This is a genomic window from Agarivorans sp. Z349TD_8 (genome assembly GCF_050870825.2).
Taxonomy (GTDB): Bacteria; Pseudomonadota; Gammaproteobacteria; order Enterobacterales; family Celerinatantimonadaceae; genus Agarivorans.
Genome location: NZ_CP194037.2, coordinates 3,563,032 through 3,579,289 on the forward strand (window position 1 = coordinate 3,563,032; position 16,258 = coordinate 3,579,289).

Annotated in this window: 12 protein-coding genes and 2 tRNA genes; 2 read left to right on the top strand and 12 right to left on the bottom strand. The window is 46.2% G+C overall.

The genetic code is table 11. The features are described from left to right. Nucleotides 1–31 precede the first annotated feature (31 nt). The gene (gene purL / locus ACRRS1_RS16100; protein WP_432467396.1) at nucleotides 32–3,925 is read right to left on the bottom strand and encodes a phosphoribosylformylglycinamidine synthase; all 3,894 of its coding nucleotides are present in this window, start codon (nucleotides 3,923–3,925) and stop codon (nucleotides 32–34) included. Nucleotides 3,926–4,105: 180 nt separating this feature from the next. Between purL and mltF the strand changes: the two genes are divergently transcribed. Both mltF and ACRRS1_RS16110 read left to right on the top strand, forming a co-directional pair. Next, complete coding sequence (gene mltF / locus ACRRS1_RS16105) at nucleotides 4,106–5,575, top strand: membrane-bound lytic murein transglycosylase MltF (RefSeq protein ID WP_432452186.1); 1,470 nt, start codon at nucleotides 4,106–4,108, stop codon at nucleotides 5,573–5,575. A 92-nt stretch (nucleotides 5,576–5,667) separates the two neighbouring features. Next, on the top strand, nucleotides 5,668–5,802 hold the full coding sequence (locus tag ACRRS1_RS16110; protein ID WP_432452185.1) for a hypothetical protein: 135 nt from the start codon (nucleotides 5,668–5,670) through the stop codon (nucleotides 5,800–5,802). A gap of 1 nt (nucleotide 5,803) precedes the next feature. Here the strand turns inward: ACRRS1_RS16110 and tadA are convergent, their stop codons facing one another. The 11 genes from tadA to secG form a co-directional block, all read right to left on the bottom strand. Then, entirely contained in the window at nucleotides 5,804–6,292 is a 489-nt protein-coding gene (gene tadA / locus ACRRS1_RS16115; protein WP_432452184.1) for a tRNA adenosine(34) deaminase TadA, read from the bottom strand. Between the two features lie 373 nt (nucleotides 6,293–6,665). Continuing rightward, nucleotides 6,666–8,780 (bottom strand): polyribonucleotide nucleotidyltransferase, encoded by a 2,115-nt coding sequence (pnp, locus tag ACRRS1_RS16120; RefSeq protein ID WP_432452183.1) that lies wholly within the window; start codon nucleotides 8,778–8,780, stop codon nucleotides 6,666–6,668. Nucleotides 8,781–8,966: 186 nt separating this feature from the next. Next, the gene (gene rpsO, locus ACRRS1_RS16125) at nucleotides 8,967–9,236 is read right to left on the bottom strand and encodes a 30S ribosomal protein S15 (protein WP_432452182.1); all 270 of its coding nucleotides are present in this window, start codon (nucleotides 9,234–9,236) and stop codon (nucleotides 8,967–8,969) included. 101 nt (nucleotides 9,237–9,337) lie between these two features. After that, on the bottom strand, nucleotides 9,338–10,285 hold the full coding sequence (gene truB / locus ACRRS1_RS16130; protein WP_432467395.1) for a tRNA pseudouridine(55) synthase TruB: 948 nt from the start codon (nucleotides 10,283–10,285) through the stop codon (nucleotides 9,338–9,340). Then, a complete protein-coding gene (gene rbfA, locus ACRRS1_RS16135) occupies nucleotides 10,285–10,713 on the bottom strand; it encodes a 30S ribosome-binding factor RbfA (protein ID WP_432456153.1) in 429 nt (142 codons plus the stop codon). The genes truB and rbfA overlap by 1 nt, the downstream gene beginning before the upstream one ends. Nucleotides 10,714–10,804: 91 nt before the next feature. Beyond that, nucleotides 10,805–13,456 (bottom strand): translation initiation factor IF-2, encoded by a 2,652-nt coding sequence (infB, locus tag ACRRS1_RS16140; RefSeq protein WP_432452180.1) that lies wholly within the window; start codon nucleotides 13,454–13,456, stop codon nucleotides 10,805–10,807. Nucleotides 13,457–13,479: 23 nt separating this feature from the next. Then, on the bottom strand, nucleotides 13,480–14,976 hold the full coding sequence (gene nusA / locus ACRRS1_RS16145; RefSeq protein ID WP_432452179.1) for a transcription termination factor NusA: 1,497 nt from the start codon (nucleotides 14,974–14,976) through the stop codon (nucleotides 13,480–13,482). 12 nt (nucleotides 14,977–14,988) lie between these two features. Beyond that, nucleotides 14,989–15,447, bottom strand: coding sequence for a ribosome maturation factor RimP (rimP, locus tag ACRRS1_RS16150; protein WP_432452178.1), 459 nt, complete (start codon nucleotides 15,445–15,447; stop codon nucleotides 14,989–14,991). Nucleotides 15,448–15,592: 145 nt separating this feature from the next. Next, nucleotides 15,593–15,669: transfer RNA gene (locus ACRRS1_RS16155), tRNA-Met, on the bottom strand. Nucleotides 15,670–15,723: 54 nt separating this feature from the next. Next, a tRNA-Leu gene (locus ACRRS1_RS16160) sits at nucleotides 15,724–15,809 on the bottom strand. An 8-nt stretch (nucleotides 15,810–15,817) separates the two neighbouring features. Further along, nucleotides 15,818–16,162 carry a preprotein translocase subunit SecG gene (gene secG, locus ACRRS1_RS16165; protein ID WP_432452177.1) on the bottom strand — a complete coding sequence of 115 codons (345 nt, stop codon included), beginning with the start codon at nucleotides 16,160–16,162 and terminating at the stop codon, nucleotides 15,818–15,820. Nucleotides 16,163–16,258 lie beyond the last annotated feature (96 nt).

Below are 16,258 nucleotides of genomic sequence, written 5' to 3' on the forward strand. Positions count from 1 at the left end.
CCTTACGGTGGCTATTTTATCAACGAGCGCTTTAACCTACGTTAACCCGTGCGTTGCGGAAGATCCGCATCCAAGGACTATCTTCACGCCAATCATCCGGGTGCCAGGAGTTGGCAACCGTCCGGAACACCCGCTCTGGGTGAGGCATCATAATCGTCACTCGACCATCGGCAGTAGACAGCCCGGTAATACCTAAAGGCGAACCATTCGGGTTGGCTGGGTATTGCATGGTCGCATCACCATAGTTGTCCACATAACGCAGTGCAACCGTACCACTTTGCGCCAGTGCGTCGAGGTGAGCTTGGTCACGCACTTCCATCCGCCCTTCACCATGCGATACAGCGATGGGCATTTGTGAACCCGCCATCCCATTCAAAAAGATTGATGGCGATTGCTGAACTTCCACTAGACTAAAGCGAGCCTCAAAACGCTCTGATTCGTTGCGCACGAAACGTGGCCACAAATCAGCGCCTGGAATTAATTCACTTAGATTAGACAGCATTTGACAGCCGTTACAAACCCCCAAAGCGAAGGAATCATTGCGTTGGAAGAATTGACTAAATTGCTCACGAGCCCGCGAATTAAACAGGATGGACTTCGCCCAACCTTCACCCGCGCCCAAAACATCACCATAAGAAAAACCGCCACAGGCCACTAAACCTGCAAATTTATCTAAGCTGACGCGCCCTGCCAGTATGTCACTCATGTGCACATCCACCGCAGCGAAGCCCGCCCGGTCAAAGGCGGCGGCCATTTCGTGATGCGAGTTCACTCCTTGCTCACGCAAGATAGCCATTTCTGGTTTTAAACCTTTAAGGATATAAGGCGCAGCAACGTCTTCATGGATGTCGAAGCTTAAGCCCACATTTAAACCAGGGTCGGCAGCATCTAGCTTGGCATCAAATTCTTGCTTGGCACACTCAGGGTTGTCACGTAAGGCTTGCATCTGATGGGTGGTTTCCGCCCAAATGCTCCGATAATGAGTGCGAGTATTGGCAAGCACCACTTCCCCATTGCGAGTAAAGCGGATCGCATCATCGCTATTGAGTGAGCCAATCACATGACTACAGCTGGCTAAACCATGACCAGCCAAGATATTAAGTACCGCTTCTTTGTGTTCAGTTTTCACCTGAATCAAAGCGCCTAACTCTTCACTAAATAATACATCAACCACTTCACCTGCTAACAAATCAAGCGCGATATCCACGCCACAGTGACCAGCAAAAGCCATCTCTGCAACCGTGGTAAACAAGCCACCATCACTCCGGTCATGATAGGCTAGCAATTTCTGTTCTGCGGTTAATACCTGAATCGCATTAAAGAAACCTTTTAATAACTCTGGCGAATCCACATCAGGAACTTGATTACCCAGCTGCTTATAAACCTGAGCCAAACAGGATGCGCCCATGCGGTTTTTACCCTGACCTAAATCAATCAAGATCAAGTCGCTATCGCCTTGGTCATTACGCAACTGCGGCGTGACCGTTAAACGAATATCGTCAACTTTAGCAAAAGCACTAATAATCAGTGAAAGTGGTGCCGTAACCGACTTCTCTTGGCCATCTTCTTGCCAAGCAGTCTTCATCGACATCGAGTCTTTGCCCACCGGAATAGTAAGCCCTAGCGCTGGACATAACTCTTCGCCCACCGCTTTGACTGCTGCATAAAGTCCCGCGTCTTCGCCGGGGTGGCCAGCAGCCGACATCCAGTTAGCCGATAACTTGATATGATTCAGTGAACCAATGTTTGTAGCTGCAATATTGGTTAAGGCTTCGGCGACCGCTAAACGCGCCGAGGCGGCATGATCAATCAAGGCCGCAGGGGTACGCTCGCCCACAGACATCGCTTCACCATGATAGCTATCGTAACTGGCGGCCGTTACGGCGCAGTTGGCAACCGGCACCTGCCAAGGGCCAACCATTTGATCTCGCGCCACCAGTCCAGTCACACTGCGATCACCAATGGTAATCAGAAAGGTTTTCTCAGCAATCGTTGGCAAACGCAATAAGCGTTCAGCCGCTTCACCTAGCTCAATTTTTGCGGTATCAAAAGCGGGACCGTTAAAGCGAGCGCTTTGCACATCGCGATGCATCTTCGGCGCTTTACCCAGTAAAACTTCCAAGGGCATACGGATCGGATCATTGGCAAAGTGCGAATCATGCAAAATAAGGTCACGCTCTTCGGTCGCCACGCCAATCACTGCGTAAAGTGCCCGCTCACGCTTACAAATCGCGTCAAATACCTCGAGATGTTCCGGAGCAACCGCTAACATATAGCGCTCTTGTGATTCGTTACACCATATCTCTAAAGGTGACATGCCTGGCTCATCATTCGGAACCGCGCGCAAATCAAACACACCGCCACGGCCACCGTCATCGACCAGCTCAGGACAAGCATTGGATAGGCCACCAGCACCAATATCGTGAATGAAGGCAATGGGATTATCGTCCCCCATTTGCCAACAACGATCGATCACTTCCTGACAACGACGTTCCATTTCTGGATTTTCTCGTTGCACCGAAGCAAAATCGAGATCTTCGCTGGATTGGCCAGAGGCCATCGAAGAGGCTGCACCGCCGCCAAGTCCAATATTCATAGCTGGGCCACCCAGCACGATGATTTTGGCTCCGACTGGAATTTCGCCTTTTTCTACGTGATCTTCGCGAATATTCCCCAAACCACCAGCCAACATAATGGGCTTGTGATAACCGCGAACTTCTTGACCGTTAAAACTTTCCACTTGTTCTTCGTAAGTACGGAAGTAACCTAAAATATTCGGTCGACCGAACTCATTGTTAAAGGCCGCGCCACCTAATGGCCCTTCAATCATAATTTCTAAGGCGTCAACGATGCGGCTTGGCTTACCAAAATCACTTTCCCAGGCTTGTTCAAAACCAGGAATACGCAGATTACTGACGGTAAAACCAACCATACCAGATTTAGGTTTTGACCCTCTGCCAGTTGCCCCTTCATCACGAATTTCACCACCAGAACCGGTTGCGGCACCAGGATAGGGAGAAATCGCCGTGGGATGGTTATGAGTTTCAACCTTCATCAAAATATGGATTGCTTCTTGATGGTAGTTATATTGTTTAGTTTCACTATTCGGGAAAAAACGCCCAGCCACCGAACCAGTCATTACCGCGGCGTTATCTTTGTAGGCAGATAACACATAATCACTATTCAACTCATAGGTATTTTTGATCATTTTGAACAAAGACTTAGGCTGTTTCACCCCGTCAATCGTCCAATCTGCATTAAAGATCTTATGGCGACAGTGTTCCGAGTTTGCTTGCGCAAACATCATCAACTCGACGTCATTCGGATTACGCTTCATCTTCTCGAAATTTTCCACTAAGTAGTCAATCTCGTCATCCGCAAGCGCCAAGCCCAAGGCTTGGTTGGCTTGCTCTAAAGCAGCCTTACCGCCACCAAGAATATCGACCGATGCAAAAGGCGCTGGGCTAGCATGTTCAAATAAAGCCGCCACCGACTCCATTTCAGCAAATACAACTTCCATCATGCGATCATGAATTAAAGCCTTCACTTGGCTCAACTGAGCTTCGTTTAAAGTCTCAGTTGACTCAATATAATAAGCTATCCCGCGTTCTAAACGTTGCACATTGCTTAAACCACAATTGTGCGCAATATCGCTCGCTTTTGAGGACCAAGGAGAAATAGTGCCTGGGCGAGGAGTGACTAATAGTAATTGCCCTGCAGGTTGATGTTCCGCAATAGTCGGACCATAGGTCAACAGCTTATCCAATATTTGCTGCTCGACATCGCTTAAATCATTAGCAATATCAGCAAAATGCATAAACTCAGCATAAATAGAACTAATGTTCAGATCTTGCTCTGCGCAACGTTTTAGCAATTGCGCAACTCGAAACTCAGACAGTGCAGGTGCACCACGTAGTACCAACATATTAATGTGCTCGCTTTTCCAGATGGAGGTGGGAGGGGGAAAATTGCGCGTATTATAGATAAAAACCGCCACAATGGTAAACAAAACGTTAGCTTAACGAGGAAAAGCAAGCTTAATGCTAGACAGCTAGCCAGATATCCATAAAATCAAAGCTAATTATAGAAATAGGAAGCACATTAAATGATGAAACAGCAGCGCTCAGCAATCTTATTAGCGTTGCTTGCCTTATTGTTTTTACAAGGCTGTGACCCAAAACCCTTTAGTTCTGAGCTGGAGCAGATCCGTCAACGTGGTAAACTGCGAGTCGGCACCTTATATAATCAGCAGGTATTTTATTACGATCAGCATGAACAACCTGCTGGTATGGAATATGAGCTGCTGGAAGGTTTTGCTACCTACTTAGGTGTCGAGTTACAGATGGTGCCACTCTATAATCAAACCGAACTGTATCGTGGATTACAGCATCAACAGGTCGACTTACTGGGCGCTGCGCTTTCCCCAACACCGGCACTCGCCGAAAACTTTCGCTTCTCACCAGAAATTTACCAAGTAGATGCCAAGGTGGTTTATAAAAAGAACACCTTTAGACCACGAGATATTAGCCAGGTGGATGCGCCCATATGGATCACCGCGGGAAGTTACCATCAACCCTTGTTAAACGCTTATAAAAAGGACAATCCCGAACTAGAAATTGAAGTCACTGATCGTCTGGATAGCAGCGAATTACTAAAAAGCATCGTCGATGAAGAGATCCGTTTTGCCTTGGTCGACAATACGACCCTCTCCCTACATCAACGCTTTTATCCGGATTTAGCCGAAGCCTTTACCCTTCATCAGGGCGCTCCCGTGGTATGGATGGTGAAACGCTTCAGTGATGACAGCCTCTATAGCGCGTTAATCGAATACATCGGTCAAAAGCACGCAAACGGCGATATTACTCAACTCTATGAACGCTATTTAGGCCATATTCAGCGATTTGACTATGTCGATACCCGAGCCTTTTTACGAGCAACAGCATCTCGCCTACCTAAATATAATAATTGGTTTAAACAATATGCGGGACAGCTAGATTGGCGTTTGTTAGCCTCTGTCTCCTATCAAGAGTCTCATTGGCGACCTCAGGCTAAATCATTTACCGGCGTGCGTGGTATGATGATGCTCACCCTCCCCACAGCAAAATCGGTGGGTGTGACCAATCGACTCGACCCCGAACAAAGTATTCGCGGAGGTGCGCAATACTTAGAAAAGCTGATTGAAAAAGTTCCAGATAGTGTTCATAACGAAGATCGGATCTGGTTTGCTTTAGTGGCCTATAATATTGGTTTTGGTCATATGCTGGATGCCCGCAGAATCACTCGCATCCAAGGGGGCGACCCAAATGCGTGGGTAGATGTCAAAGAAAGTCTACCCTTGTTAATGCGCAAGAAGTGGTACCAACAAACCCGCTACGGCTATGCACGAGGACAAGAAGCCTATAACTACGTGAATAATATTCGGCAATATTACCAAAGCTTGTTATGGCTAGAAGCGCAGAAAAAAGAAGAACAGCGCCAACAGCAATTAATACAAAATATGCAGCCCCCCTTAGACGATAACTTCGAAGATGAGCATAATATTCCGAACAAAATAGAGGTAAGCACCAAAGATTAGAGAATCATCTTGACGAAATGTCATAATTTTGTCATGTTTTACACTTAATCTTGCTTAAGATTAAAATGTAAAAGCGTCCTAGAGAGGATAGTATGATAAGAAGAAAACGTGTTACCCTTCATTCGCCACGTCGCCGTATTCAATTGGCTCGTCAGCATCGTAAGGTTTTATTAAGACAACGCTCTTATGCCTTGTCAGAGATGGAGTTCGTCAGTTACGCTGAATAACTCACTTTAACTGTTGTTTTTTTCGCAACTTATGTTGTTCACGACGACCGCGAAAAAAACGACTAAGTTTCTCACTACAACACTCCGCTAATATCCCTCTTTCAATCTCAACACGATGATTTAACTGTTCTGTGTCGACAATATTAAACACACTACCAGCAGCCCCCGTTTTTAAATCCTGAGCACCAAATACCAGGCGTTTTATTCGGGCATGAACCATTGCACCAGCACACATCGTACAAGGCTCGAGAGTGACGTACAGGGTTGTATCAAGCAGCCGGTAATTCCCAATTTTTTTTCCCGCTTCACGTAGCGCCAATATTTCAGCGTGAGCCGTGGCATCATTCAGAGTAATGGTTTGATTCCAACCCTCTCCAACCACTTTCCCTTGATGCACGACCACAGCCCCCACTGGCACTTCACCTTGCTGTTCAGCTCTATCGGCTAAAGCCAAGGCATGCTTCATCCAGTCTATATCTGTCGTATCCAAAGGCTTTCTCAGCTTCAACAAAATCGGGTCGCTATTGTAAACCTGAACCACTATAAGTTGAAAGACACTCTGCCCTTTGTTTTTATAGCAGGAGATTAATATCAATTTGATGAATAATATGATCAACTTATTGCACAGAATAAATCGGCCAGCCACGAGGTATAAAGTGCTGTCATTGGTCGCTCTAAGGCGTATAACGCTACTACGGCGATTTAGGCTCGCAAAAATGAACAGATAATTCGTCATACCGAAAGCCATTAAAGCTCAACGAACAGCGCATCCTCATGCCAACTAGGCACACTTACTCTATAACTTGATTTTTTGGCAATAAAAAAGCCGACCAAGGTCGGCTTTTTTCGTTCAGTAAACCCGCTTATTCAGCAGGGGTTTCCACGGCGGCTTCAGCTGGTGCTGCAGCTTCTTTAATGCTCAAGCGAACGCGACCCTGGCGGTCTACTTCCAACACCTTAACTTTAACGATATCGCCAACAGTCAAGTGGTCAGAAACGTTAGCAACTCGCTCTTGAGAAATTTGCGAGATGTGAACTAAACCATCTTTACCAGGAAGAATTTCAACGAATGCACCGAAGTCTGCAAGACGAACCACTTTACCTTCGTAGAATTGACCCGCTTCAACTTCTGCGGTGAGCTGCTGAATACGCTTAATCGCTTCTTGCGCTTGCGCGTTGTCAGTTGCGGCAACTTTCACGGTACCGTCATCTTCAATTTCAATAGTGGTGCCGGTTTCATCGGTCAATGCACGAATAGTTGCGCCGCCTTTACCGATCACATCTTTGATCTTCTCTGGGCTGATCTTAATGGTGTGGATACGTGGTGCAAATTCGGAGATCTCTTCACGAGAAGTACCAATCGCTTGGTCCATCACACCCAAAATATGTAAACGCGCGCCTTGTGCTTGACGTAGGGCGATTTCCATAATTTCTTTGGTGATACCTTCAATTTTGATATCCATCTGCAATGCAGAGATACCTTCAGAAGAACCCGCTACTTTAAAGTCCATGTCGCCTAGGTGATCTTCATCACCTAAAATGTCAGAAAGCACAACAAAGTTATCGCCTTCTTTCACCAGACCCATTGCGATACCCGCAACCGAAGCTTTAATTGGAACACCAGCATCCATCAATGCCAATGAGCTACCACAAACCGAAGCCATTGAGCTTGAACCGTTTGATTCAGTAATTTCTGAAACTACACGTACTGTATACGGAAACTCCTCAGAACTTGGCATTACCGCAGCAACACCACGTTTTGCCAGGCGACCATGACCAATTTCACGACGTTTAGGTGAGCCAATAAAGCCAGTTTCACCAACACAGTAAGGAGGGAAGTTGTAGTGCAACATAAAGCGAGAGGTTTGCAAGCCAGCCAATGAATCAATCATCTGAGCATCACGTTCGGTACCTAAAGTACAAGTCACTAAGGCCTGAGTTTCACCACGAGTAAAGACCGCACTACCGTGAGTCCGCGGTAATACACCAGTCATCACGTCCAGCGCGCGGATCATATCAGGTTCGCGACCATCGATACGAGGCTCGCCAGCAATAATGCGTGAACGCACTACATTTTTCTCTAATTTACCGAGTTCATCGCCAATATCTTGTGAGTCAAGTTCAACATCTTCGGCACTAATGGCTTCGATTACTTCTTTCTTGATTTCGCCAACTTTCGCATAACGCTCAGCTTTATCGGTAATTTGATAAGCGGCAGTTAATTTTGCTTCAGCAAGTACCGCGACTTTATCTTTAAGTTCAACGTTAACTGCCGGCGCTTGCCAATCCCATGCGGGTTTAGCTGCTTCTTCACATAGTTCTTTAATCGCAGTAATGACTGCATTCGATTGCTCATGACCGTAGACTACCGCGCCTAACATCACTTCTTCAGATAATAGCTCAGCTTCAGACTCAACCATCAATACTGCACTTTCAGTGCCCGCAACAACTAAATCTAGTTTGCTTTCTGGTAGTTCTTCGGTGGTTGGGTTAAGAATGTAATTACCATCAATGTAACCCACTCGAGCCGCGCCAATCGGGCCATTGAATGGAATACCAGAAAGGCTTAACGCTGCAGAAGTACCAATCAAAGCCACAATATCAGGCTGCACTTGTGGGTTGACAGACACCACGGTCGCAACAACTTGAACTTCGTTGACGAAGCCTTCAGGGAACAGTGGACGGATTGGACGGTCAATCAAACGTGCGATTAAGGTTTCATCTTCTGAAGGGCGACCTTCGCGTTTGAAGAAACCGCCAGGAATTTTACCTGCTGCGTAAGTACGTTCTTGGTAGTTCACAGTCAACGGGAAGAAATCTTGGCCAGGCGTAGCGGTTTTCTTACCCACTACCGATACAAATACTGTTGTATCATCCATAGTTACCATTACAGCAGCGGTTGCTTGGCGAGCGATTGCGCCAGTTTCGATGGTGACTGTATTCTCACCGTATTTAAACGTTTTTACGATAGGATTCACGTGAATTTCCTTTAATTTATGTGCTCTTTTAATTCGCGCTAAAGTATAAAACAATGCTATGCCAAAAGATAACTTTATCCTTACTAAAACCGTTGTTATCGGGCTGGTTTTATGAATTTTATTAAGCGAACGAAAAAGGGAGCCATTAGGCTCCCTTTAGATATTCTGTTTTGCTAAGGTCTATGATTAGCGACGTAGACCTAATTTAGCGATCAATTCAACATAGCTCGCTTGATTTTTACGCTTCAAATAGTCAAGCAATTTACGACGTTGGCTAACCATACGTAGTAGACCACGACGACTGTGGTGATCGTGAATGTGCTTCTTGAAGTGACCTTGCAAATGGTTGATTTGTGCAGTTAACAAAGCAACTTGAACTTCAGAAGAACCAGTGTCTCCTGCTTCACGCGCGTATTCTGCAACGATTGCTGCTTTTTCTGTGCTACTTAGTGACATACTAACTCCTAAAAATTTAAATTTACTCATCGCCAATCACTAACTCAGCGATGAAGGACGCGCATTATATAGCGCTAAATTTGTAGTTGCAAGCGAAACACTTAACTATCGACGCTCTGAATTAAGCGCTTCGGTGCGACCAAACCATCATCATTCAGCTGGCCTATTCCCACAAAACGAGCAGGCTCACCAATGGTGATTCTAAATACATCATTCAGCGGCGCACCGGCAACTTGTAGTGCTTGTCCCTGCATTAAGTAGCCGCCTAAGTCTTCAGGAATGTTTACCTCAGCTAAATGCGCAACCGCCGAATCCATCGGCAACAATAGCGGGTCTAACAATTCTTTAGGTGCAATCTCGCTTTGATTCGCTTGCTCTAACAGCGCATCAAGCTGCTCGGGAGTCACCATCCGCTCACTTGGGTAATCAGCCACCTGTGAGCGATGTAATTTCACCACATGCGCACCACAGCCAAGCATCTCACCTAAATCATCAATAATGGTGCGAATATAGGTACCTTTACTGCAATGAACATCCAGAGTCAGCATATCCCCATCAAGCGCAATTAAATTATTCTCGTAAACCGTAATCGGTCGAGCCTCGCGCTCAATCGAGATCCCTTCCCGGGCATAACTATATAAAGGCTTACCATTATGTTTTAGGGCTGAAAACATCGATGGGACCTGATTAATGGGTCCGCGAAATGAAGCTAAAGCCTGCTCAATTTGAGTTTTAGTCACCTGAACCGGACGCGTGTCGACCACTTCACCATCCGAGTCTGAAGTATTGGTTCGAACACCTAACTGAGCCGTCACCTGATAACGCTTATCTGAATCGAGTAAAAACTGAGAAAATTTAGTCGCTTCACCTAAGCAAATCGGTAACATACCGGTAGCCAGTGGATCAAGTGCGCCAGTGTGTCCAGCCTTCTGGGCGAAATAAATACGCTTCACTCGCTGAAGGATACCGTTTGAGGAGACCCCCGTCGGTTTGTTTAGCAGTAAGATGCCATCAATCGCACGGCCCTTTTTTCTGCGCCCTTGCACCATTACTCGTCCTCTTTCGCTTGCTCATCTGATTGTTCTTGTTCAAGAGTACGACCCGATGCAGCGGCTTTCTGCTGATCATTTTTCACTGCGCTACTCGCCAACTCAGTCATCCTCAAACCTTCACGTAAAGAACCATCATATTGGAAACGTAGTTCCGGCACTGCACGTAGACGCATTGCTTTGGCTAACAAGTGGCGAACATAGGGTTGATGTTCACTTAACGCTTCCAAGCTAGCTTTAACCGCTTCTTCGCTGTCATCTAAGAAAGTGACAAACACTTTGGCATAGGATAAATCACGGGTCACATCAACGGCAGACACCGTGACCAGACTTAAACGGGAATCACGTACTTCGCGTTGTAATATCACCGCGACTTCTTTCTGAATTTGTTGGGCCACCCGGTCTGGACGGCTAAATTCTCTAGGCATCATTATTCTCCTGATACCACTCCCATAGGGAGCGTAGAAACAACAATGGGGGCGCAAGCCCCCATTTAAGAGATATCGTTAAACCTTACACCTAAAGTGTACGTTGAACTTCAACAATCTCAAATACTTCAATTTGGTCGCCAGCACGAACATCATTATAGTTCTTCACGCCGATACCACATTCCATACCGTTACGAACTTCGTTCACATCATCTTTAAAGCGACGTAATGATTCAAGCTCGCCTTCATAGATAACAATATTATCACGTAATACACGAATAGGATTTGAGCGCTTCACGCTACCTTCCAGAACCATACAACCAGCAATCGCACCCAGTTTTGGTGACTTAAATACGTCACGAACTTCAGCTAAGCCCATAATTTGTTGTTTGAATTCTGGCGCTAATAGGCCGGTCATTGCGCTCTTCACTTCATCGATCAGATCGTAAATTACACTGTAGTAATGTAAGTCAACGTTTTCTGATTCGATAATACGGCGAGCGGTCGCATCGGCACGAACGTTAAAGCCAAGCACAATCGCATTTGAAGCGGCAGCTAAAGTCGCATCAGTTTCGGTAATACCACCAACACCACGGCCAATGATACTAACTTTGACTTCATCAGTAGACAATTTTTGCAATGAATCCGAAATCGCTTCTAGTGAACCTTGTACATCAGACTTCAAGACAATATTTAATTCTTGAACTTCACCTTCTTCCATGTTGGCAAACATGTTTTCTAGTTTAGATTTTTGCTGACGCGCTAGTTTCACATCACGGAATTTACCTTGGCGATACAAGGCAACTTCACGCGCTTTTTTCTCATCACGAACAACCGTTGCTTCATCACCCGCTTGCGGAACACCAGAGAGACCAAGAATCTCTACAGGAATAGACGGTCCGGCACCTTCGATGTCTTTACCATTTTCATCTTTCATGGCGCGAATACGTCCGTACTCTAAACCACAAAGTATAATGTCACCACGTTTCAATTGGCCATGTTGAACCAAGATTGAAGCTATCGGGCCGCGGCCTTTATCAAGACGAGATTCGATGACCACACCCGATGCAGCACCGACATGACTCGCTGTAAGCTCTAATACATCAGACTGCAATACAATGGCTTCTAAAAGCTCATCGATCCCTTCACCACTTTTCGCCGAGACGTGAACAAACTGAACATCACCGCCCCAGTCTTCTGGGATAACTTCGTGTTGAGAAAGCTCATTTTTGACCCGATCCGGATCAGCGCCTTCTTTATCCATCTTGTTCACAGCAACCACTAACGGAACGCCAGCTGCGCGAGCGTGCTGGACGGCCTCTACAGTCTGTGGCATCACACCGTCATCAGCAGCAACGACTAATACCACGATATCAGTCGACTTAGCACCACGAGCACGCATAGAGGTAAACGCCGCGTGTCCCGGAGTATCTAAGAAGGTGATCATGTTACCATTAGTTTCTACATGGTAAGCACCAATGTGCTGGGTGATACCGCCAGCTTCACCATCGGCAACTTTAGCGCGACGAATATAGTCAAGTAAGGATGTTTTACCGTGGTCAACGTGGCCCATGATGGTCACAACTGGCGCACGGGTTGTTTTCTCACCCGTCGATTCAGCTTCTTGCATCACTTGTTCTTCAAGCGCGTTTTCTTTAACCAGCACCACTTTATGACCAAGCTCTTCAGCAACCAAAGTTGCAGTTTCTTGATCGATGACTTGGTTAATGGTTGCCATTGCACCCATCTTCATCATCGCTTTAATGACTTCGGTCGCTTTTACCGCCATTTTAGAGGCTAGCTCGCCGACAGAAATGGTTTCACCAATGCGCACTTCACGTTCTACTGGTTGAGCTGGTTTGTTAAAACCATGCTGCATTGCTGTAGGCGTAGCCACTTGACGTTTGTTTCCTTTGCGGCCACCACGACGAGAGTTGTTATCGTCGTTTTGCTTCGCTTTACGCTTCTTACGACGAGGAGCTTCGGCTTTTTGCTCTTGCTCATCTTCAGCAGCACGCGCATAAGTAGACGTTGTTACATGGTAATCAGCTGACTCTTCTCGCTTCTTACGTAGTTTTTCTTCTTCAGCCCAGCGCGCAGCGTTTTCAATCGCTAGCTTTTTAGCTTCTTCTGCTTTTTTCTCAGCTTCAGCTTCAGCTTTAGCCACTGCAGCTTCTTCTTGCTTGCGTAAAATATCAGCCGCTTCTTTCTCTGCAGCTAATTGCTCTGGTGATTTTGCTGCATCGGCCTGTTGCTTCTCAGCTTCCTTCGCTTTAGCGGCTTTCGCTGCAGCGGCAGCTTTTTCTTCGCGTTTCACTTTTTCTTCAGCTTCGCGCTTAGCATTTTCTTCAGCCGCTTTCTTAGCCGCTTCAGCTGCAACTAAACGTGCTTGTTCTTCCGCTTCAAGACGCGCTTTTTCTTCGGCTTCTTGTTTCGCTTGCTCTTCTACGGTGCTACGTTTGACATAAGTGCGTTTTTTACGCACTTCAACTTGCACTGCGCGCTTACCGCCGCTACCCGCGACACTCAAGGTGCTCTTGGTGGTGCGTTTAAGTGTCATACGGCTTGGAGAGCTCTCTTCGCCGTGCTGTTGTTTTAGATGCTCAAGAAGCTTAGCTTTCTCTTCTTGAGTCACCGAGTCCGTTAAAGATTTCTGAATGCCTGCATCTGCAAATTGCTGAATTAGCTTATCTTCGTTTGTTCCCACGTCGGTCGCGAGTTGTTTAATTGAAACTTCTGTCATCGGGCTATTATCCTCCGTCGACCTTATTCTTCGTCGCCAAACCAGCAAATCTGTCTGGCAGCCATAATTAGTTCGCCGGCTTTTTCGTCCGACAATTCTTCAATATCTTCTAGCTCATCAATCCCTTGTTCTGCGAGATCTTCAAGGGTCACAATCCCCTTACTTGCCATAACAAATGCCAAGTGGCGCTCCATTCCCTCGAGAGCGAGTAATTCTTCGCTAGGCTCAGCATTATCCAAAGACTCTTCTTTCGCTAAAGCTTCGGTCACCAATGCCGCCTTGGCTCGTTCACGCAAGGCATTAACCGTGTCTTCATCAAGACCATCAATACTTAACAGCTCATTCACTGGTACGTAAGCGATCTCTTCTAAAGTGGTAAAACCTTCATCAGCCAGTACCGTTGAAAACTCTTCATCAATATCAAGGTATTGAATAAAAGTATCGATGGCTTTTTGTGCTTCCGCTTGATGCTTGTTATTTGCCTCTTCAACTGTCATTACGTTCAGTTCCCAGCCAGTAAGCTGTGAAGCCAAACGAACATTCTGACCGTTGCGGCCAATTGCTTGAGCTAGATTATCTTGTTCAACGGCGATATCCATAGAATGGCTATCTTCGTCGACAATGATAGAAGCAACTTCCGCTGGAGCCATTGCGTTAATCGCAAACTGTGCGGCGTTGTCATCCCATAATACAATATCAACACGCTCATTATCCAACTCACCCGAGACGGCTTGAACACGTGCACCACGCATACCAACACAAGCACCCACAGGGTCAATGCGTCGGTCATTACTCTTCACCGCAATTTTTGCACGAGAACCAGGATCACGAGCAGCCGCGACGAGATCGATCATCTCTTCAGCGATTTCTGGAACTTCAATGCGGAATAACTCAATCAACATTTCCGGACGAGTACGGCTCATAAATAACTGAGCACCGCGAGCTTCCGGCTTCACTTCGTATAGCAAACCGCGTACTCGGTCACCGGGGCGAAACGCTTCACGCGGTAGCGATTCTTCGCGATGGATAACCGCTTCTGCATTGTTGCCTAAATCAACAATGATATTTTCGCGGCTTACTTTTTTAACAATACCGGTTACTAATTCATTCACTTGATCAAAGTACTGTTCGACCACTTGAGCACGTTCTGCTTCACGTACTTTTTGAACAATAACTTGCTTAGCTGTTTGCGTGGTAATCCGGTCAAATACAACCGACTCAATTTGTTCCTCAACGTAATCACCAAGTTCGATGCTAGGCTCTTCATATTGAGCCGCATCTAGGGTGATTTCACGATATGGATTTTCAATGGCTTCTTGATTTTCTACCACTCGCCAGCGACGGAACGTTTCAAAACTACCGTCTTTTCGGTCAATATCGACACGAACTTCGATATCACCTTCGTATTTTTTCTTGGTTGCTGTAGCTAAAGCCACTTCCATAGCTTCAAAAATCTTCTCGCGCGGCAATGCTTTTTCATTCGATACCGCGTCAACAACCAACAAGACTTCTTTGTTCATTCCTCACCCTCTTCAATCAAATTGGGGAACTAGATGCGCTTTTTGCACGTTGCCTAGCGCTATCCGATGTTGTTCTGATGCAACTGCGAGCACGACGGTGTCGTCTTCAACAGCAATGATTTCGCCCTGCCATTTTCGACGGTTACTCACTGGCATACGTAATTGAATAAATACAATTTCGCCAATAAAACGTTGATAATGCTCTGCTTTAAACAGAGGACGTTCTAAACCAGGAGATGACACCTCAAGGTTATATTCTGTACTAATTGGATCTTCTACATCCAATATGGCGCTAGCTTGTCGACTAACATCCGCGCAATTGTCTACATTAATCCCATCTTCATGATCGATGAAAAGACGAACAATAGAATGCTTGCCAGCACTTACGTATTCGATGCCTAACAACTCAAACCCTAGCGCTTCAACCGCTGGTGTAAGCATGTCAGTGAGTCTTTGTTCTACAGTTGCCAAGGTTTCCCTCCAGAAACAAAAAAAGGGCGTAATAGCCCAGTTCTAGCACCTAAGGTGCGGCGAAAAAATAACAAAAAGCCCCGATGAAGCGGGGCTTTTAAATTTCTGAGCCTTTAAAAACTATTCACACCAGGTGTTGAATAGTTGGTTGCGGGAGCCGGATTTGAACCGACGACCTTCGGGTTATGAGCCCGACGAGCTACCAGACTGCTCCATCCCGCGTCCGAATTGCCGAAGATTATACCAATCACTCGTCAAGGATGCAAAAATAACTATTGGTGCCGAGAGCGGGACTTGAACCCGCACGTCCATAGGACACTACCCCCTCAAGGTAGCGTGTCTACCAATTCCACCACCTCGGCAGTTTAAACTAGTTTGGAACGTCACTACCTGGTGTAGCCGGCAATGCTGGTACATCACCTTCAGGTACTACTTGCTCAGCAACTGGCTGAGACAAATCGCTCCACTCATCAACTTGTTTACTTTGTTTGGCTGAAAGGTTGCCTAACGCCAAGCTGATAAGAATAAATAACATTGCACAAATAGCGGTTGAACGAGTTAGGAAGTTACCTGAACCAGAAGAACCAAATACTGTGTTAGATGCACCGGAACCAAAAGATGCACCCATATCAGCGCCTTTGCCTTGTTGGATCAATACGAGACCAATCAACGACAATGCCACTAACAAATAAACTACTAATAAAATTTCGTACATTCTCTTTCACCTAAGTGTGGGTCGGTCATTATTCCGACCGTCAATTAGTGAAACACAAGTCACCAAAGCGGGCGAGATATTAGCGAACCTATGCGT